The following is a 19,605-nucleotide window of genomic DNA, read 5'->3' on the forward strand; positions in this document are numbered from 1 at the left end:
CCGACCTTCAGGCGATGAACCTGACCTTCAGCGCCTCCCAGCACTTGGTGATCCCGGTGAGGGAACAGAGCGAGCGGCTTAACGATTACCTCGCCGATGAGCGGCGGATCATCGAAGCCCTCTTCGATCCCCTTCAGCTGACCAGCCTCGGTACGGGACACTACCGCTACGAGGTCACCCATCTGCAGGTGTTCCAACTCCAGATCCAGCCGGTGGTGGAGCTTCAGTCGACAACGACTCCGGGAAGACTCGCCATCGAGGCCATCGACGCTCAACTGGTGGGCCTCGGGATGATCGAAGAGTTCCAGCTCAGCTTGAGCTCCTGGTTGATGGCCACGGGCCGGTCCCTGGAAGGGGAAGCCTCCTTGAGCGTCACCGTCAGCAGGCCGCCGCTGCTGAAGTTGATCCCGGCCTCGGTGCTGAGCGCCACCGGCGGCTCACTGCTGGGGGGCTTGCTCAAGGGCATGAAGACCCGGGTGAGCAAGCAGCTGCTCAAAGATTTCGAGCAGTGGTGCCTGATCCACTGAGCAACCGGCCCAGGAAACTGTGGCGGTGCAGGTCGGTGGCTCCACGCCCCAGCACGGCCTGACGGTGCTGGGGCGTGCCATAACCGACGTGGCGCTCCAGACCGTAACCCGCGTAGCGCTGGGCCAACCGCTTGATCAGAGCATCGCGGGCCTCCTTGGCCAGCACACTGGCGGCGGCGATGGCGGCGCAGCGGCTGTCGCCATGCACGATCGTGCGTTGCTCACCGGGCCAGCCCCGAAGGGGCAGAACTCCATCCACGAGCACCAAGGTCGGGGTCAGCGCCAGCCGCTGCAGGGCCCGGCGCATGGCCGCCTCGGTGGCCGCGCGGATGCCCTCCCGATCAATCTGCCGGGCCGAGGCCTGACCGATCCCCCAGGCGCTGGCGGCGGCCGTGATGCGCGGCACCAACAGCTGACGGCGGCGGGCAGTGAGCGCCTTGCTGTCGGTGAGGCCCGCGGCTTGAAGGGGCTCGATCGCCTCCTGAGGCAGCACCACCGCCGCCGCAAAAACGGGACCGAACAGAGCCCCTCGACCCACCTCGTCGACCCCGGCACAGAGACCGGGATCCCATGGCGATGGGTGCGGAGCTTCGTTCAGCGGGCCGCTGAGGACCGGCGGCGGCGGCGGCGGGGCTCCCCATCGGTACCTTCCTCACCGCTGGCGGATTCCTCGGCGGGCACCACCTTGGTGGTGGTGCGACGGGAGGGGGCAGGCGCGCCGTTGGAGGCCGGCAGCGAAGGCTGGGCGGCCGCGGGTTCGATCACCACGGAGGCCAGATTGGAATCGGCGGCACCGTAGGCGCTGGTGGGCTCGAAGCTGGTCACCGGCAGCGGGGTGATCTCCACCAGCGCCGCCGGGGAGGCGCCTCGTTCGGCCTCGAAGGCGCGATCGCCACCGCTGAACGGCTCGGTGGCACCATCACGACCTTGGTTGGCCGCACCATCTCCACCACCGCGTTGGCGGCGGCGGCGGCGGGGGCCGCTGGCGGACAGTTGCTGCCGGGCCTCCTCGAGCACCGCCTCGGCATCGTCGCCCGGACGCACCACGCGCACCACCAGGTTGTCGGTGCTTGGGACGGGATCGAGGAGCAGGGCAGGGTTGAGACCGAGCCAGCCATAGACAAGCTCCTGCTCGGGATCCATGGGCACAACCACGAGGTCAGGTTCCGGCCGACGGCTGCCCCCCTCCGATCCGCCGGCATTGGAGGGGCCGCCATGGCCATAGCCGCCGTTGGCGCTGCCCCCGTTGGCTGACGACTCAAGCGAGGTGAGGATCGGAACGACGGAGAACTCGTCGGAGTTGTTGAACGAGGCGGTGGGCAATGGGTTGACACCGGCGTCGTAGCCGTCGCTGGAGCCGCGGCCCCCACGCCCGCCGCGGCGGCGGCGGCCCGAGGATTCCGTGGCCGCGGAGGGGCTGAGCACCTCGGCCCGGGCGGAGGCGGCGGAGCGCACCAGACCGGTGAGGGTGGCCAGGGGCTGGAGGGTGTCCTTGCCCGGCAAAACGGCCACATGGCCGAGGCCTCCACAGCTGGGGCAGGCCCGGCCGAAGAGTTCGTAGATGTTCTGACCCTGGCGCTTGCGGGTGAGCTCCACCAGACCGAGCTCGGTGAGCTGGGCAATCTGGGGGCGGGCCGTGTCGTCGCGGGCGGCCTGGGTGAAATGCTCCAGCAACTGCAGCTGATCGCGGCGCGACTCCATGTCGATGAAGTCGATGATCACAACCCCACCGATGTTGCGCAGCTTGAGCTGGCGGGCAATCTCCACCGCCGCCTCGCAGTTGGTCCACAGGACCGTTTCACGGGCGTTGGCCGAACGGGTGAACGAGCCAGAGTTGACGTCGATGACGGTGAGCGCCTCGGTGGGCTCGATGATCACGTAGCCACCCGACGGCAGATCGACCCGGGGCTTGAGGGCATCGCGGATCGCCGCATTGACCTTGTGGTGCTCGAGAATCTCGTTGGATTCGCGGTGGTGCTCCACTAGCAGGTTGGCCTGGTCGGCCCCCAGAAAGGCGTTGACGCGGCCGACCGCCTCGGCGCTGTCGACCACGACGCGCACCACATCGGGGCTGTAGAGGTCGCGCAGAACGCGGTGGATGAAATCTTCGTCGCGGTTGAGCAGCTCCGGCGGTGAGGCGCTTTCAGCCGCCAGCTGGATGCCCTCCCACTGACGCAGCAGGTTCTCGAGGTCGTCGATCAGCAACTCTTCGCTGACCCCCTCTGCTTCGGTGCGCACCAGCAGACCTGCGCCGGGGGCTTGATCAACACCCCGAGGGCCCGCAGCCGGTTGCGTTCGTTCTCGCTGTCGATGCGGCGGGAGATGTTCACCCCCTGGCCGTGGGGCTGCAGCACCAGAAAGCGGCCGGGCAGGGTGAGGTTGCCGGTGAGCCTGGGGCCCTTGGTGCCCGTGGGCTCCTTCATCACCTGCACGAGCACCTTCTGGCGGGGCTCCAGCAGCTCGGTGATGCCGACGACGCCCTTCTTCAGCCGCAGGGGGCCCAGGTCGGTGACGTGGATGAAGCCGTTCTTCTCGCCTTCGCCGATGTTGACGAAGGCGGCATCAATGCCGGGAAGCACATTTTCGACAGTGCCCAGGTAGACGTCACCGATCTGGTAACGCCCCTGGGCCACGACCAATTCGTCAACACGGTCGTCGTTGAGGACTGCGGCGATGCGCAGTTGCTCGGCGATGACGATCTGCTGGGGCATGGAGGAAAGGGAGGGAGGCTCAGCGGAGCCCTGCCGTGCGGGAGGGAACATCCCCTGGAGGGAATGCAAGCGGACCTGACCCTCTCCCAGCGCTGCTTCCGAGGGCGCTGGGGAGGGACTGGGGAACCGTTGCGGGAAAGAAGCTCAGAGTGGACGCCGGACGGTATGACGACTGCGAAAACCCCGCCTGATCGGCAGAGCAAGACGGCCGGTGGGACCAGGGAATGGACAGCCCGCATGCGCAGCGGATCGATCGGTATGGCCTGAGCCCTCGATCGATCAATGAGGCGCAAGAAGCAGGAGCTGCGCGTCCAAAATCCAAACGGTGCCGAGTGAAACGGCTTTCTGGAACGGTGGATTCAAGAAAGCTGATCCGGAGGGCAGGTTGCAGGTTGTGATCTGCAATCGTTCTGCCGTCTTGAAGTCAAATTAGCACGGGCCTCTGATCGGGGGTGCTCTCGCCCCGCAACCCCAGTTGCTCGCGGCACTGCCGGCCCAGGGCCAGGGGCCGCGCGAGCCGTTCGGCGAACCAGCCCTGCAGATGCTCCGGCCGCAGGCTGCGCCCCTGGGGATCAATCCGCGCGTGGTAGCGCAAACGGACCGTGCCCTGGGGATCCGTGGGCCCTGGCTCCAGACACGCCAACTCCTCCAGGTAGGGGCGCAGGTCCCGTTCCCGGGGACGCCCCTTCTTGTCGGTGTCCTGCCAGATCCACTGGGACGCGGCCAATAACGCCTCCATGGCGTGCTGCCATTCGGCCGACCCCAGCGGGACCGGGCCCGGATCCAGCAGCTCCAGGCTCCAGGTGGAGGCGACCAACTCCTGGGACAGGCTGGCGCCACCCAACGGGACCTCGCGCACCGACAACAGTTGAAACCCCGCCGGGAGCTGGGCCTGGAGCCGCCTGAGCACCTCCTCGGGGGCGGTGGGCGCCGCCATCTCCAGATCCAGCCAATCGCCAGCCGCCTCAACCCCCAGGGGCAGCGCCAGGGCGAACTCCAAGCGAGGCAGGGGGTGGAAGCCACCGGTGAAGCTCACAGGCAGGCCGCTGCGGCGCAGGGCGCGCTCCAGCATCCTCACGCCATCGAGGTGGCTGAGCAGGGCCAGATCCCCCGTCTTGGCGAAGCGGAAACGCAACCGCTGCAGCCGCTCGCTGGCGGGCGCCCGTGGCGGCAGAGGGGCTGGAATCGGCGGGGGCGGCACCACCACGTTGTGGCCGAACTCAGGGCCACAGACCCCGCAGCTGCTGCAGCCGTCAAAGGAGCAATCGGGCACCACCACCGCCGCGAGCGCCCGCTGCAGGTCATCCGCCAGCCAGGCCTTGTCGACACCGGTGTCGATGTGATCCCAGGGCAGGGGCTGGCGGCAGAACGCCGCCAGATCAGCGGCGCTCAGCGCTTCGGTGGCCGACCAGCTCCCCAACTCCAGGGCCCGGTAACGGCCCCCCAGACCCGCCGCCTCGATCGCACCCGTCCAGGCGGCGTGGGTGCGCTCGATCGTCTCGAACCAGGCATCGAGGCCAGCGCCGGCGCGCCAGGCGGCCTCGATCACCGGCGCCAGCCGCCGGTCACCCCGACCGACGAAGTCCTCCATCGCCGAAAGACGTGGATCAGTGAAATTGGTCTTCAGCCCCCGCAACGCCCGCAGCTCGCGGCGCAGCAGCTCCTGGCGCCGGCGGAATTCGCCTGTGGAGACGCTGTGCCACTGGAAGGGCGTATGGGGCTTGGGGGTGAAGTTGCTGATCGTGAGGTTGAGCTCCAGCCGCCCCAGATCACGGCAGTTCTGCTGCAGCTGCCGGCATGTGTTGGCGATGCCGACCACATCGGCATCGGTTTCCCCCGGCAGGCCGATCATGAAATAGAGCTTGACCTTGCGGTAACCGTTCTCCATCGCCGTGCGGATCCCCCGCAGCAGCTCGGCGTCGGTGAGTCCCTTGTTGACGATGTCCCGCAGCCTCTGGCTGCCGGCTTCGGGAGCGAAGGTGAGGCCCGAGCGGCGGGTGCCGCCAAGGATGTGGGCGATGTTGGAATCGAAGCGGTCCACCCGCTGGCTGGGCAGGCTCAGGCTGACGTTGTGCTCCGCCAGCCGATTGCGCAGCTCCACCCCCACCGCCGGCAGGGCCAGGTAGTCGGAGCAGCTGAGTGAGAGCAGCGAAAAATCGCTGTAACCGGTGCGCTCCATGCCGGTTTCCACCGCCTCGATCACCGCCTCGGGCTCCACATCGCGGGCCGGGCGCGTGAGCATGCCCGGCTGACAGAAGCGACAGCCGCGGGTGCAGCCCCGGCGGATCTCGATCGTGAGCCGGTCGTGGACCGTTTCGATGTGGGGCACAAGCCCCATGGCGTAGTGGGGCATCGGCGTGGCCACCCGCCGCAGCAGCCGCTTGGGAAGATCAGGTTCGAGCGGCACGATCGACACCCCATCGGGGCCGCGTCCGTAGAGGCTGGGCACATAGACCCCGGGCACCTGGGCCAGGTCGCGCAGCAGCTCGCGGCGACCCAGGCCCGCCGCCTTGGCCTCGGCCACCACCAGGCCGATCTCCGGCAGGAGCTCCTCGCCATCGCCGAGGGCGATGAAGTCGAAGAAGGCGGCGAAAGGCTCCGGGTTGCTGGTGGCGGTGGGACCGCCGGCGAAGATCAGCGGCGGGGCCGCCGGATCGGTGAGGGGACGATCGCCCCGCTCGCTGGCCCGGATCGGGATCCCCGCCAGATCGAGCATCTCGAGGATGTTGGTGGCCCCGAGTTCGTAGCTGAGGCTGAAGCCGAGCAGGTCGAAGGCGGCCAGCGCCCGCCGGCTCTCGACGGCAAACAGGGGCTGTCCCTGCTCCCGCAGCCGAGCGGCCAGGTCGGGCGCCGGCAGGTAGGAGCGATCACAGAGCTGCCCAGGAACGGCGTTGAGGATCGAATACAGAAGAATGTGGCCGAGATTGCTGGCCCCCACCTCGTAGAGCTCGGGGTAGGTGAGACACCAGCGCACCCGCGCCGCCGGCCAGGCCTCGCTCCAGTCGCGCGGCTCGACGCCGCGCTCGTTGCCGAGGTAGCGACCGGGTTTGGCGATGCCCCGATCCACCAACGGCTCGAACGGCACGGGCAGCTCACCGGCGCGGACCTGAGCGGCTGCGGCAGTCATCGGATCAGGGCCGCAGGGCGGACGCCGATGCTAGGCAGCCCTCCCGGGGCCGCCAGACGGGGCGGCGCCATAGGAGGATGCCGCCCATCCGAACCGGCGTCGCACCCCCGTGGTCCAGGTCAACGGCAACTACCTCAAACTCAAGGCGGGCTATCTGTTCCCCGAGATCGCCCGGCGGGTGAAGGCGTTCAGCGAAGCCCACCCCGAAGCACCGATCATCCGCCTGGGCATCGGCGATGTCACCGAACCCCTGCCGGAGGCCTGCCAAACCGCCATGAAGGCGGCCGTGGATGAACTCGGCACCCGCGAGGGCTTCCACGGCTACGGCCCCGAGCAGGGCTACCTGTGGCTGCGCGAGGCGATCGCCCAGCACGATTTCCAGGCCCGCGGCTGCGACGTGAGCGCCGAGGAGATCTTCGTCTCCGACGGCTCGAAGTGCGACAGCAGCAACATCCTCGACATCCTCGGCGAGGGCAACCGCATCGCCGTCACCGACCCGGTGTATCCGGTCTACGTGGACAGCAACGTGATGGCGGGGCGCACCGGCGACGCCGACGGCGCCGGTCAGTACGGCGGCCTCACCTACCTGCCGATCACCGCCGCCAACGATTTCACCGCGCCCCTGCCCGAGGGCCAGGTGGACCTGATCTACCTCTGCTTCCCCAACAACCCCACCGGCGCCGTGGCCACCAGGGCCCAGCTGAAGCGCTGGGTCGACTACGCCCTCGCCAACGGCGCCCTGATCCTGTTCGATGCCGCCTACGAGGCGTTCATCTCAGATCCCGAGCTACCCCATTCGATCTATGAGATCGAGGGTGCCCGCCAGTGCGCGATCGAGTTCCGCTCCTTCTCCAAGAACGCCGGCTTCACCGGCACCCGCTGCGCGCTCACCGTGGTGCCCCGGGGCCTCACGGGCACCACGGCCCAGGGCGAACCGGTAGAGCTCTGGGGCCTGTGGAACCGCCGCCAGAGCACCAAGTTCAACGGCGTCAGTTACATCGTGCAGCGTGGAGCCGAAGCGGTGTACTCCCCCGAGGGCCAGGCCCAGGTGAAGGCCCTGGTGGGCTTCTACATGGAGAACGCGGCGATCATCCGAAGGGAGCTGTCGGCCGCAGGCCTGAGCGTCTATGGCGGCGAGCAGGCCCCCTACGTGTGGTTGAAAACACCCGAAGGCCTCGATTCCTGGGGCTTTTTCGACAAACTGTTGAAGGAGGCCCACGTGGTCGGCACCCCCGGCAGCGGCTTCGGCGCCGCCGGCGAGGGCTACTTCCGGCTCTCAGCCTTCAACAGCCGCGCCAACGTGGAGGAGGCCATGGCCCGCATCGCCGCTGTCAGACTTTGAACGTCATTGCCTTCAACCCCATGGCGGTGGAGACGCCAAGCCGCAGCCCAGGCGGCGCGACGGTGCTCGACAAGGACCTTCAGCGGGTGCGCAAGCCATCGCCCCGCTACAAGGTGCTGCTGCACAACGACCCGGTCAGCACCATGGAGTTCGTGGTCTCGACCCTGCGGGAGGTGGTGCCCCTGCTCAGCGAGCAGGATGCCATCGCCGTGATGCTCGAAGCCCACAACACCGGCATCGGCCTGGTGATCGTCTGTGACATCGAGCCGGCGGAGTTCTACAGCGAACGCCTCAAGGCCAAGGGGCTGACCAGCTCGATCGAGCCCGAGGGCTGAATGGGGCTCACCCCGCCGCCAGCGCCAGTCACCCATGGCGGTGGGCGGCGCCCGGGAGGTTGGCTTTTGGCGGTGGGCTACCTGCCGCTGTTGCTTCTCTCCGGTTGGCTGCTGGCTCGGCCCCTGGCCCTGCTGGCTCCGGGCCTGCGCCCCGACCAGGTGAACCTGGCAGGCACGCTGGTGAGCTTCGCGCTGCTGCTGCTCACCCTGCCCGCCTGGCTGCGGCGCCGCTGGGGTGAACCCCGGGCCTGGCGCCGGCTCGGGGTGGCTGTGCCCCTGCCGGCCGCCCTCCAGGCCCTGCTGCGCGGGCTGCTCAAGGCGCTTCTGTTGCTGGCCCTGGTGTGCGCTGGGCTGCTGCTGGGCGGCGCGGCCCGCACGGGCCCAGGGATCACGCCTGCTCAGCTCGCCAACGCCCTGGCCCTGATGCTGGGGGTGGGCTTCGCAGAGGAACTGCTCTTTCGCGGCTGGCTCTGGGGAGAGTTGGCCCTGGGTCTTGGCGGCCAGCGGGCCCTGCTGGCCCAAGCGCTGATCTTCAGCCTGGTGCATCCCTACCCCCTGGCCCAGGGCTGGCTGGCGCTGCTGGCCCTCAAGGGCGGCCTGCTGCTTTTGGGGATCGCCCTGGCCCTGCAACGGCGCTCCGATGGGGGTGTGCTCTGGGGGGCCGTCGGGCTCCATGGCGGTCTGGTGGGGGGCTGGTTCCTGCTCCAGGGCGGTCTGATCAGCCTCTCCCCCGGCGCACCGCTCTGGCTGGTGGGCCCTGGAGGCGCCAGCCCCAACCCGATCGGGGGTCTGCTGGGCTGGCTGGGGCTGGCTGCTTTGTTGGCTGTGCGCCGGCGTTGGTGGGGCGAGAATCCAAAGCCCATCCAGGCTTCCCTTGATCACCCGCCGGCGATGGCTTCTTGGCCAGAGCGCCCTGGCCGTGGCCGGTGTGTTCGCCTTGGCGGACGCGGCAGGGGCCGAGGATCCCAGCGATGCCCTGGCGATCTGCCGGCCGGCGGATCCCCTCCAGGCCCTGATCAATGGCAACGCCCGCTTCGCCGCCGCCTGGAGCCAGGCCGACCGAGCCACCACCCCATTGGCCCGGAGCCGGGCCCTCAACCACCTCTGGCGCCACAACTGCATCACGCCTGCCTCCACCTTGGTGGGCGGTCAGGCCCCCTGGGCCGTGGTCCTGGCCTGCGCCGATTCACGCGTGGCCCCGGAATGGATCTTCGATGCGGCCCCTTCGGATCTGTTCGTGATCCGCAGCGCCGGCAACACCGCCTTCGATGACGCCATCGCCTCCCTGGAGTACGCCATCGATCACCTGGCGGTACCCCTGGCCCTGGTGGTGGGCCACAGCGGCTGCGGAGCGGTGACGGCCGCTTTGGCCTCCGATCCACTCACGCCTCTGCTGAGCGAACTGGTGGCGCCGATTCGCGCCAGCCTGCAGCCCGGCGATGACCTCCAGCAGGCGATCACCCGCAACGCGCGGCGCTCCGCCGAACAGCTCAGCGCCAAGAGCGACCTGGTGCGCCAGGCGGTGAGCGAAGGCCGCTTGACGATCCGCTCCAGCGTCTACGACATCGCCACCGGCCGGGTCACGCTGCTGAATGCCTAAACCTTCTCAGCGCACGGCCGTGGCCAGGGCGCGCCGACCCTCCACCGGCGCCGACAGAGCCTCATCAAGGGGCGCCACCCCGTAGTCGCGCTCCAGCAGCGCCATCACCGTGCGGCCGAAATCCTGCCCCCCTGATCGAAGGCCTCCAGACAGATCCGGCCGAACACACGCCCCATGGGTTCCGGGTTCCAGAGCAACTTGCGGGCCGTCCAGGGCATCATGCTCATCGGGTTGTAGCCGGGCTGGAGCAGCCCCTGCTCGAAGCCGTACTGCTCCAGGTGGGTGTGGGGCTGGAGGCCGATGAAGAAGATCGCCGGCTCCACGTTGGCGGCGCCGAAGATCTGCTCCAGTTCGCGGTGGTAGGCGATGGTCTGGCGGATGGTCTCCGGCCGCTCGTCGATCACGTTGAAGGAGTAGTTCACCGAGACCTGGGCGCGGAAGCCCGCCGCCACCAGCAGGCGGCAGTTCTCGAGCACGGTGCGCAGGTTGTAGCCCATGCGCATCTTGCGCACGAGCTCCTGGGAGCCAGAGGTGATGCCGATCTCGAAGTAGTCCATGCCGGTGGCCACCATCAGCTGCGCCAGTTCGGAATCGAGGTTGTCGGCGCGGATGTAGGCGGCCCAGTGGATGTCGCCCATGCCGGCGGCTGAGATGGCCCGCAGAAGCTCCTTGGCGTCCTCGATGTAGCGGCGCGCCGGGATGAACTGGGCGTCGGTGAACCAGAAGCCGCGCACGCCACGGTCATAGAGCTGACGCATCTCCGCCACCACCTCTTCCACGGGGTTGACGCGCACCTGCTTGCCCTCCACCACCGTGTAGACGCAGTAACAGCAGTTGTGGGGGCAGCCACGTTTGGTCTGCACGCCCACGTAGAAGTCGCCGCCATCGAGGTACCAGTCGAGCTGGGGCCAGATCGAGGCGATGTAGGGGTAATCGCAGGCGGTCTTGACCAGGCCCGCGGGCTGCTCATGGATCAGCCCCGGCCGCGGCGGCTCCCCGACCACGAAGCAGCGCTCGCTATCAAGACTTTCGCCCCGGATCAGCTTTTCGAGCAGGGGCTCCCCCTCGCCCACCGACACCACCGTGCCCCGGGGCAACTTCTGGCCGAGCTGCTCGTAGAAGACGCTCACCGCCCCGCCGCCGATCACCACCTTGGCCCCGGGATGGAAGCGGCGGGCGCGCCGCAGACCCCGGCGCACCAGGCGCAGGTTGCGCCAGAGCTCGCCATAGAAGGCTGCCATCAGCCGCAGGCCCCCCAGGGCTCCGCGCAGCCGGCGTAGGGGGTTGGCGGCGTAAAAGACCTCGAAGGAGTGCTGCAGGGGGTTGCCACTGCGGCCATCCACCGGGGCATAGATCTGAATGTCGCGCCAGGAGAACACCAGCAGGCTGGGGCGGAAGGCCTCGATCGTGGCCAGCAGCACCCGCTCCACATCCAGCGCCGAAAGAGCCGCCAGATCCAGGATCCGCTGGGGGAGCTCCGGAAAACGCTTGTGAAGGTGGTCGGCCAGGTAGACCGGGCCTATAGGGAAGATCGGGTTGCACGGCAGGCGGATGATCAGCACCCGCTGGGCCGGGTCGATCGGCGACATCCGAGCGCTCAGGCGAGCTTGGACGCTAACAACTCCGCCAGCGCTGCCGGCCGCAGCGGCCGGGGGACAACCGCCCCGGCGACCCCCTCGCCCGATCCTTACCCTCAAGCTTTCCTCACATCGCGCAATGTTCTGTTACACTTCCCCAGGCAGCGCCCGCCCCGGGTGCCGTCCTACCTAACCGTCCCCTTACGGGGGCAACCCTCTCGCTCTTATGACCACCACCATCCAGCAGCGCTCCGGCGCTACTCCTTGGAACCAGTTCTGTGAGTGGGTCACCTCCACCGACAACCGCCTCTACGTGGGTTGGTTCGGTGTGCTGATGATCCCCACCCTGCTGGCCGCCACCACCTGCTTCATCGTTGCCTTCATCGCCGCTCCCCCGTCGACATCGACGGCATCCGTGAGCCCGTTGCCGGCAGCCTGCTTTACGGCAACAACATCATCTCCGGCGCTGTCGTTCCTTCCAGCAACGCCATCGGCCTGCACTTCTATCCCATCTGGGAAGCCGCCAGCCTCGACGAGTGGCTCTACAACGGTGGTCCCTACCAGCTGGTGGTCTTCCACTTCCTGATCGGCATCTTTGCCTACATGGGTCGTGAGTGGGAACTCTCCTACCGCCTCGGCATGCGCCCCTGGATCTGCGTCGCCTACTCCGCCCCCGTGGCAGCTGCCAGCGCCGTGTTCCTGATCTACCCCTTCGGTCAAGGTTCCTTCTCCGACGGCATGCCCCTCGGCATCTCCGGCACCTTCAACTACATGCTGGTGTTCCAGGCGGAGCACAACATCCTGATGCACCCGTTCCACATGCTCGGCGTGGCCGGTGTGTTCGGCGGCAGCCTGTTCTCGGCCATGCACGGCTCGCTGGTGACCAGCTCGCTGGTGCGTGAGACGACCGAAAGCGAGTCCCAGAACTACGGCTACAAGTTCGGCCAGGAAGAGGAGACCTATAACATCGTGGCCGCCCACGGCTACTTCGGTCGCCTGATCTTCCAGTACGCCTCGTTCAACAACAGCCGCAGCCTGCACTTCTTCCTGGCTGCCTGGCCCGTGATCGGCATCTGGTTCACCGCCCTTGGCGTGAGCACGATGGCCTTCAACCTGAACGGTTTCAACTTCAACCAGTCGATCCTCGACGGCCAAGGCCGCGTGATCAACACCTGGGCTGATGTGGTGAACCGCGCTGGTCTGGGCATGGAAGTGATGCACGAGCGCAACGCTCACAACTTCCCGCTTGACCTGGCGGCCGCCACCGCCACCCCCGTGGCGCTGACCGCCCCGGCGATCGGTTGATTCGCAACGCGACCTCTATCGGTTGATGGCATGGCCCCCTCGAGAGAGGGGCTTTTTCATGGGCCGCAGGGGAGCGGAACCGCCGCGCTCCCTGACAGCCCCGACTTTGTAGGCTCCAGCCAACGGGATTCAGCCATGGGCAGCAGCTTCGGGCAGCTCTTTCGCATCAGCACCTTCGGTGAATCCCACGGCGGCGGTGTCGGTGTGATCGTCGATGGCTGCCCGCCCCGGCTGGAACTCGATCTCGGCGCCATCCAGGCCGAACTCGATCGCCGCAAACCCGGCCAGAGCAAGATCACCACCCCCGCAAGGAGGACGACCGCGTCGAGATCCTCAGCGGTGTGCTGGACGGGGTCACCCTGGGCACGCCGATCGCCCTGATGGTGCGCAACAAGGACCAGCGCCCTGGCGACTACAGGGAGATGCAGATCGCCTTCCGGGCCCTCCGACATGTTGGATGTTAATTTTACTAGGTTGGTGCATGGTATTCGTGCTTAGTAGTGGGTGGGGCACGGTGGGTCACCACCTCCCCGCTCACACACACACACACACACACACTATTATACACACACACACACACACACACACACACACACGGGGGGGGGGGGGTGGTGGTGGTAGCGGGGGGGGGGGGGGGCGGCGCGCGGGGTGCGTGCGCGCGGGGGGGGGGGGGGGGGGGGGGGGGGGGGGCTTCCTTCTTCCTTCTTCTCTCTCCCCCCTCCGGTCTGGAAACGATTGGACGTGCTGTTGCTGGCACCATCTGTCGCCAGCTCCCGGCTAAAGCCCAGGTATGGTGGTGATCGTCTGGGTGGAAGTGCATCTCGACATCTGCCTGGTGCGAGCACGCACGGCGGCGGTGAGCGCGCAGGCAGGGAGCGCACGGGGGGGCGCCCGGAGCGCCGGCCGAGACGCGTGGCTAACGGAGGCGGCACCGTCGAGCGCACGTGGGCGGTGTTGGCTCCCCGGCGGTGCGGGGGGGTGACGCAGGCGCCAGGGCGGCCCGGGTGCCTCCTCGGTGGGAAATGCGGGCGCCGGGGGCGGAGCGTCGGCAGTTTGGAGCTCCGGCACCAGGGGGCAGCGAGGTTTTTTTTCGACAGCCCCGACTTTGTAGGCTCCAGCCAACGGGATTCAGCCATGGGCAGCAGCTTCGGGCAGCTCTTTCGCATCAGCACCTTCGGTGAATCCCACGGCGGCGGTGTCGGTGTGATCGTCGATGGCTGCCCGCCCCGGCTGGAACTCGATCTCGGCGCCATCCAGGCCGAACTCGATCGCCGCAAACCCGGCCAGAGCAAGATCACCACCCCCGCAAGGAGGACGACCGCGTCGAGATCCTCAGCGGTGTGCTGGACGGGGTCACCCTGGGCACGCCGATCGCCCTGATGGTGCGCAACAAGGACCAGCGCCCTGGCGACTACAGGGAGATGCAGATCGCCTTCCGGCCCTCCCATGCCGATGCCACCTACCAGGCCAAGTACGGCATTCAGGCCAGCAGCGGCGGCGGCCGCGCCTCGGCCCGGGAAACGATTGGACGCGTCGCCGCCGGCGCCATCGCCCGCCAGCTCCTGGCCAAAGCCCATGGCACGGAGGTGATCGCCTGGGTGCAGCGCATCCACACCATCGAGGCGGCGATCGACGCCGCTGCCGTGAGCCGCGAGGCGGTGGAGGCCACGATTGTGCGCTGCCCTGATGCCGCCGTGGCCGATCAGATGATCGAGCGCATCGAGGCGATCGGCCGGGAAGGCGACTCCTGCGGCGGCGTGATCGAATGCGTGGTCCGGCGGCCCCCGGTGGGTCTGGGCATGCCGGTGTTCGACAAGCTCGAGGCCGACCTGGCCAAGGCGTTGATGTCGCTGCCGGCCACCAAGGGGTTTGAGATCGGCTCGGGTTTCGGCGGCACCCTGCTCAAGGGCAGTGAACACAACGATGCCTTCCTGCCCAGCGACGACGGCCGCCTGCACACCGCCAGCAACAACTCCGGCGGCATCCAGGGGGGCATCAGCAACGGCGAGGAGATCCGCCTGCGGGTGGGCTTCAAACCCACGGCCACGATTCGCAAGGCCCAGCAAACGATCAATGCCGCCGGTGAAGCGATGACGCTCGAAGCCAGGGGACGCCACGATCCCTGTGTTCTGCCTCGAGCGGTGCCGATGGTGGAGGCGATGGTGGCCCTGGTGTTGGCGGACCACCTGCTGAGGCAGCAGGGTCAGTGCAGTCTCTGGTGATCGCCGCCGGCCATTGCACCTGAACAGACGGGCCTGAAGGCCTTCACTCAGCAGGGGGCGCCGTGATCTTGGCGGCGGTGACGCCATTGGGGCTCGGGGCCGCACCGGTGCTGCCCAGTCGGGTGACCGCCTTGGCCATGCGCTGGGCCACCGAGGAACGGCTGGCCTTGCGCGGAGCGGTCTTGGCCGTGGACTTGGCGGCAGCCCCAGGCTTGCCTACGGTCTTGGCCGGGGGGTCTTGGCCGGAGAGGTCTTGGCCGGGGCGGTCTTGGCGGCAGCGGGCTTGGCTGTGGCTGTTTTGCGGGTTGTCGTCTTGCCGGCGGCGGGCTTGGTCATGGTTGCTTTGGAAGCGGTTGCCTTGGAAGCCGTTGCTTTGGTCGTGGTGACTTTGGTGGAGGTGGCTTTGCGGGCGGCAGGCTTCTTGAGCGCCGACGGCGCGGTGGCGGTCTTGGTGACCGCCGCTTTGGCGGCGCTGGTCCTGGTGGTCGTCAACTTCGCTTTCGCCGTCTTGGTGGCGGTTGGCTTCGCCCGGGTGGACTTGGCGGCGGAGGGCTTGGCCGCTGCTTTGCTGGCGGTCGGCTTGGTTTTGGCTTTGGCGAGAGGAGCCTTGCGAGCCGACGGCCTGGCGGCCCCACCGGAGCGGGTGCGGTGGCTGAGCACAATCGCCCACTCAGCGTCGGTGAGGTTGGCGGGCTTGCTGCCATGGGCATCGGCGACCTTCGCCGCCTTTTCGATGTCGGCGACCAGGTTGGTCCAGGAGGTGGCGAAGCGCTTGTCGGACTGTGACTTGGCACCGCTCTCGACGAGGGTTTCGATCACCCCGGCGGCAGAGACCTTCTTGCGACGCCGGTTGAAAATTTCCTTCTGAAGCTGGGCAATCAGGGCGTCGGCCTTATCGCTGAGCTTGATGGTGATCTGGGACATGTACGTGACGAGGCTGACGTATAACTAACACCTGGACTCAGAGTTGACAACTGATCGACAACCGCAGCGGTTGCGATCAGCGTGAAATCTTCTCCCCCTGGGAGGCTTCTGGCCCTCCTCAAGCCCCCGCATCAGTTCGCCCAGGCGGGGATCGAGCAACGGCTCCTGGGCCGCGCCATCCAGGGGATCGGCAAAGAGACCCTGACCAAGGGCGACCGCATCCACCCCTTGCCGCAACCACTCCGGCACGTCGACGACCCTCAGGCCACCGGCAGCGATGCAGAACGGCAACGGCCCCATCGGCCCCAGGAGTGATCGCCAGTAGGTGGCTCCAACGCTGGCGGCGGGGAACAGCTTGACCAGGGCGCAGCCCAGGGTGATCGCCTGGTGCACCTCGGTGGGGGTCATCACCCCGGGCACCAGGAGGATGCCGAGATCCCCGGCCTGCTCGATCAGCGTCGGCTCGAGCACAGGAGCCATGGCATAGCCAAGGCCGGCTTCGGCGACGCTGGCCAGGGCCTCTGCTGAGCGCACGGAGGCCGCACCGAACAGCACCTGCGGAAAGCGCAACTGCAGTTCACGGCATTGCTCGGCCCAGGCCGGGTGGGCGCTGAAGGCGATCTCCACATGGCGCAGGCCCAGCCCATTGAGCTGGGCCACCCGGTCCACGAGCGCGAGGGGCTGTGGTGAGCGCAGTACCGCCAGCAGGGGCTGACTCCGCAGGGAGCTCAGCAGCGGTGCCGACTCAGACGTACTCAGCCACCTTCACGTCTCGGTTGATCAGCAGCTCCTGAAGCTCTTCTGCATCCACCGTTTCCTTCTCCACCAACAGATCAGCGAGTTCGTCAAGCACCGGCAGATTGTTCGAGAGCACCTCCCTGGCGCGCTTGTAGGCCTGGGCCACCAGCACGGACACCTCATCGTCGATCGCAGCGGCGGTGTCCTCGGAGAAGTCACGCTCGGCGGCGATGTCGCGGCCGAGGAACATACCCCCTGGGTGCGGCCCAGGGCCACCGGGCCGAGGCGGTCACTCATGCCGAAGCGGGTGACCATCTGGCGGGCCACCCGGGCCACCTGCTGCAGGTCGTTGGAGGCACCGGTGGTGACCTCGTCCTCGCCGTAGATCAGCTCCTCGGCGACCCGGCCGCCGAGGGCCACGGCCATCTGGTTCTGCAGATAGGAGCGTGAGTAGAGGCCGGATTCCATCCGCTCCTCGCTGGGGGTGAAGAAGGTGAGGCCGCCGGCCTGACCACGGGGAATGATGCTGATCTTCTGAACCGGGTCGTAGTCAGGCATCAGGGCCCCCACCAGGGCATGGCCCGACTCGTGGTAGGCCACCAGCCGCTTGCGCTTCTCGCTCATCACCCGGTCCTTCTTCTCGGGACCCGCCATCACCCGCTCGATGGCGTCGTTGACCTCATCCATGGAGATCTCGGTGAGCTGGCGGCGGGCGGCCAGGATCGCCGCCTCATTGAGCAGGTTGGAGAGGTCAGCGCCGGTGAAGCCGGGGGTGCGGCGGGCGACCCGCTCGAGGTCGACATCCTTGGCCATGGTCTTGCCCCTGGCGTGAACGCCGAGAATCTGGAGGCGTCCGGCGAAATCGGGCCGGTCGACCACCACCTGACGGTCAAAGCGCCCGGGCCGCAGGAGAGCCGAATCGAGCACATCCGGGCGGTTCGTGGCCGCCACGATGATGATGCCGTTGTTGCCCTCGAAGCCATCCATCTCGGTGAGCAGCTGGTTGAGGGTCTGCTCCCGTTCGTCGTTGCCGCCACCCAGGCCCGCGCCCCGCTGACGACCGACGGCGTCAATCTCATCGATGAAGACGATGCAGGGGGCGTTCTTCTTGGCCTGCTCGAACAGATCGCGCACGCGGCTGGCACCCACACCCACGAACATCTCCACGAACTCAGACCCAGAGATGGAGAAGAAGGGAACCCCCGCCTCGCCGGCCACCGCCTTGGCCAGCAGAGTCTTACCGGTGCCGGGGGGCCCACTAGCAGCACACCCTTGGGAATCTTGGCCCCGACGGCGGTGAAGCGGTCGGGGTTCTTGAGGAAATCGACCACCTCCGTGAGCTCAAGCTTGGCCCCCTCGATGCCGGCCACATCACCGAAGGTGACCTGGGTCTGAGGTTCCATCTGCACCCGTGCCTTGCTCTTGCCGAAGCTCATCGCCGGGTTGCCGCCGCCCCCTGGGCCCGGCGCAGCAGGAAGAACAAGCCCCCCAGCAACAGCAACGGGAACAGCAGGCTGCCCACGGCCTGCTGCCAGGCCGCCGGCTCGCGGTTGGGTTGCACGGCGATGTCGACGTTGTGGTCGGTGAGCAGCTTGAGCAGGTCTTTGTCGGGGGCCAGGTTGACCACGGCCCGCTGGCCGCCGTTCTCCACCACCTGGGCGGTGCCCCGATCCGGAGAGATCAGCACCCGGGCGATCTGGTTGTCGGTGACCGCCTCGACGAAGTCGCTGTACCGCAGCACGCGCGGGGCGGTGGCTGGATCGGGCCGGTCCAGGAAGGCCGTGCCGATGGCGATCATCACGACCGCCAGCAGCACATACAGACCGGCATTGCGCCACCGCTTCTTCACGTTGCGATCTCCGCTCTAAAAAGGTAAAGGAATGTTAACCGGCGCTCAGGACCTCAGGCGGCCCGCAGCACCTCCACCACGCTACGGAAGGCGAACCATTCCGGAATCGCTTCACCGCTGCGCAGCAGCTTTCGGAACTGGGTCCCGCTCAGATTCTTCACATGCAACCCCCGGGCCTCGGCGTGCTCGGCGGTGACATAGCCCTCCTCCTCCGTGTACACCAGGTTCAAGGACGGCACCGTCTCCATGCCCAGTTCGGGGGCGTGGTCGCGGGCAAAATCCTGGGCCTGGTAGGGGCCGTAGAAATCCTGGCCGCTGATCGAGGATTTGCAGCCGGCCATGTCGCGGCCAATGATGAAGTGGCTGCAGCCGTAGTTCTTGCGGATGATCATGTGCTGGAGCGCCTCCCGCGGCCCGGCCATGTGCATCGAGTAGGGCAGGTAGGCCCAGCGGATGCGCGGATTGGCCACCTCTGCCGCCAGGCGCTCGTAGGTCTGAAAACGCACCTCACCGGCGATGTCATCCCCCTGGGTGGGGCCGCAGGTGGGGTGCACCAGCACCACCGCATCGGCGCTGACGTTGCTGGCGTGCAAGGCGCGGGTGAACAGCTCGTAGTGGGCGCGGTGGATCGGATTGCGGCACTGGAAGGCCACCACGTCTTCCCCCGGAGGCAGGGTGGCGCGCACCTCGGCGGGGGTGCGGCAGGGGAAGACGCGCTTGGGCAGCTCAAGCCCCTGGAGCGATCCGCCCAGGTAGTAGCGGCCGCGTTCGGCCATGATCATGCGCACCGCCGGGTGCTCGATCGAGGTGGTGCCGTAGCAGCCCAGCGCCTCGGCGGGCTTGTCAGGCTCCCAGCGGCTCTCGACGGTCATCACCGCCAGGTCCTGGCCCCGGTAGGTGAGCAACAAGCGATCGCCGACGCCGAGGCGGGCGTCGTTGGTGTCCATCACGATCGGCAGGCCGAACAGCAGGCCCGAGCTGGTGCGGTGCTGCTCGACCACCGATTCATAGTCTTCCTGGTGCATGAAGCCGCCCAGGGGCGAGAAGCCACCCACCAGCAGCAGTTCCACATCGCAGGCGTTGCGGTCGGAGCACTCGAGGGTGTGATCCACCCCCGCCCTGAGCTCCTCCCAACGGTCGTCCGGCAAGCGCAGGTCAACCAGCACACCGCCGTGGGGGGCGATCAAATCGTGGGAGCGGCCTGGGCTGGCGGTGGCGATCATCGAGTCGAGGGCGAACGGTTGGAGGCCATCAGGGGATTCTCCCAGAACGACCGCTGGCGAGGCGGTGGGACGTCTTCACCCCTGCCCCATGGGGGCCCGTCCGACGCGGGCGCCCATGAAGAAGG

Annotated in this window: 10 protein-coding genes and 6 pseudogenes; 8 read left to right on the forward strand and 8 right to left on the reverse strand. The window is 67.8% G+C overall.

Features of this window, described 5'->3' with window-relative positions:
• Nucleotides 1-14: 14 nt before the first annotated feature.
• Nucleotides 15-527 (forward strand): DUF1997 domain-containing protein, encoded by a 513-nt coding sequence (locus AAF143_RS03975; protein ID WP_255009651.1) that lies wholly within the window; start codon nt 15-17, stop codon nt 525-527.
• On the opposite strand, the gene AAF143_RS03980 is transcribed toward AAF143_RS03975, so the two are convergent.
• The 3 genes and pseudogenes from AAF143_RS03980 to AAF143_RS03990 form a co-directional block, all read right to left on the reverse strand.
• On the reverse strand, nt 493-1,125 hold the full coding sequence (locus AAF143_RS03980; RefSeq protein ID WP_255009693.1) for a ribonuclease HII: 633 nt from the start codon (nt 1,123-1,125) through the stop codon (nt 493-495). The two genes, AAF143_RS03975 and AAF143_RS03980, sit on opposite strands and share 35 nt — an antisense overlap.
• Nucleotides 1,122-3,238, reverse strand: a pseudogene (locus AAF143_RS03985) (Rne/Rng family ribonuclease). The gene AAF143_RS03980 and the pseudogene AAF143_RS03985 overlap by 4 nt, the downstream one beginning before the upstream one ends.
• Nucleotides 3,239-3,662: 424 nt before the next feature.
• The gene (locus tag AAF143_RS03990) at nt 3,663-6,365 is read right to left on the reverse strand and encodes a TIGR03960 family B12-binding radical SAM protein (protein WP_255009654.1); all 2,703 of its coding nucleotides are present in this window, start codon (nt 6,363-6,365) and stop codon (nt 3,663-3,665) included.
• 109 nt (nt 6,366-6,474) lie between these two features.
• Here AAF143_RS03990 and AAF143_RS03995 point away from each other — a divergent pair, with 109 nt between their 5' ends.
• The 4 genes from AAF143_RS03995 to AAF143_RS04010 are packed head-to-tail and all read left to right on the forward strand — an operon-like array spanning nt 6,475 to nt 9,642.
• A complete protein-coding gene (locus AAF143_RS03995; RefSeq protein WP_255009655.1) occupies nt 6,475-7,707 on the forward strand; it encodes an LL-diaminopimelate aminotransferase in 1,233 nt (410 codons plus the stop codon).
• 20 nt (nt 7,708-7,727) lie between these two features.
• On the forward strand, nt 7,728-8,042 hold the full coding sequence (gene clpS, locus AAF143_RS04000; protein ID WP_255009695.1) for an ATP-dependent Clp protease adapter ClpS: 315 nt from the start codon (nt 7,728-7,730) through the stop codon (nt 8,040-8,042).
• Nucleotides 8,043-9,314 (forward strand): CPBP family intramembrane glutamic endopeptidase, encoded by a 1,272-nt coding sequence (locus AAF143_RS04005; RefSeq protein WP_414026531.1) that lies wholly within the window; start codon nt 8,043-8,045, stop codon nt 9,312-9,314.
• Nucleotides 9,235-9,642 (forward strand): carbonic anhydrase, encoded by a 408-nt coding sequence (locus AAF143_RS04010; protein WP_414026532.1) that lies wholly within the window; start codon nt 9,235-9,237, stop codon nt 9,640-9,642. The genes AAF143_RS04005 and AAF143_RS04010 overlap by 80 nt, the downstream gene beginning before the upstream one ends.
• A 6-nt stretch (nt 9,643-9,648) precedes the next feature.
• On the opposite strand, the pseudogene AAF143_RS04015 reads toward AAF143_RS04010, so the two are convergent.
• A pseudogene (locus AAF143_RS04015) lies at nt 9,649-11,231 on the reverse strand (photosystem II high light acclimation radical SAM protein).
• Nucleotides 11,232-11,445: 214 nt separating this feature from the next.
• Between AAF143_RS04015 and psbA the strand changes: the two are divergent.
• The 3 pseudogenes from psbA to aroC all read left to right on the forward strand — a co-directional run bounded on the left by psbA (nt 11,446) and on the right by aroC (nt 14,746).
• Nucleotides 11,446-12,524 (forward strand): annotated as a pseudogene (gene psbA, locus AAF143_RS04020) (photosystem II q(b) protein).
• Between the two features lie 135 nt (nt 12,525-12,659).
• Nucleotides 12,660-12,964, forward strand: a pseudogene (locus AAF143_RS04025) (chorismate synthase); the annotation flags it as partial.
• A 694-nt stretch (nt 12,965-13,658) separates the two neighbouring features.
• Nucleotides 13,659-14,746, forward strand: a pseudogene (gene aroC, locus AAF143_RS04030) (chorismate synthase).
• A 216-nt stretch (nt 14,747-14,962) separates the two neighbouring features.
• Here aroC and AAF143_RS04035 read toward each other — a convergent pair.
• The 4 genes and pseudogenes from AAF143_RS04035 to sat form a co-directional block, all read right to left on the reverse strand.
• Complete coding sequence (locus tag AAF143_RS04035) at nt 14,963-15,670, reverse strand: hypothetical protein (protein ID WP_255008239.1); 708 nt, start codon at nt 15,668-15,670, stop codon at nt 14,963-14,965.
• 24 nt (nt 15,671-15,694) lie between these two features.
• Nucleotides 15,695-16,429 (reverse strand): bifunctional 4-hydroxy-2-oxoglutarate aldolase/2-dehydro-3-deoxy-phosphogluconate aldolase, encoded by a 735-nt coding sequence (locus AAF143_RS04040; RefSeq protein WP_414026887.1) that lies wholly within the window; start codon nt 16,427-16,429, stop codon nt 15,695-15,697.
• Nucleotides 16,416-18,257: pseudogene (gene ftsH3 / locus AAF143_RS04045) on the reverse strand (ATP-dependent zinc metalloprotease FtsH3). The gene AAF143_RS04040 and the pseudogene ftsH3 overlap by 14 nt, the downstream one beginning before the upstream one ends.
• A 53-nt stretch (nt 18,258-18,310) precedes the next feature.
• Nucleotides 18,311-19,480, reverse strand: coding sequence for a sulfate adenylyltransferase (gene sat, locus AAF143_RS04050; RefSeq protein WP_255008242.1), 1,170 nt, complete (start codon nt 19,478-19,480; stop codon nt 18,311-18,313).
• Nucleotides 19,481-19,605 lie beyond the last annotated feature (125 nt).

Source organism: Cyanobium sp. ATX-6F1, from assembly GCF_047395825.1.
In the GTDB taxonomy this organism is placed as follows: domain Bacteria; phylum Cyanobacteriota; class Cyanobacteriia; order PCC-6307; family Cyanobiaceae; genus ATX-6F1.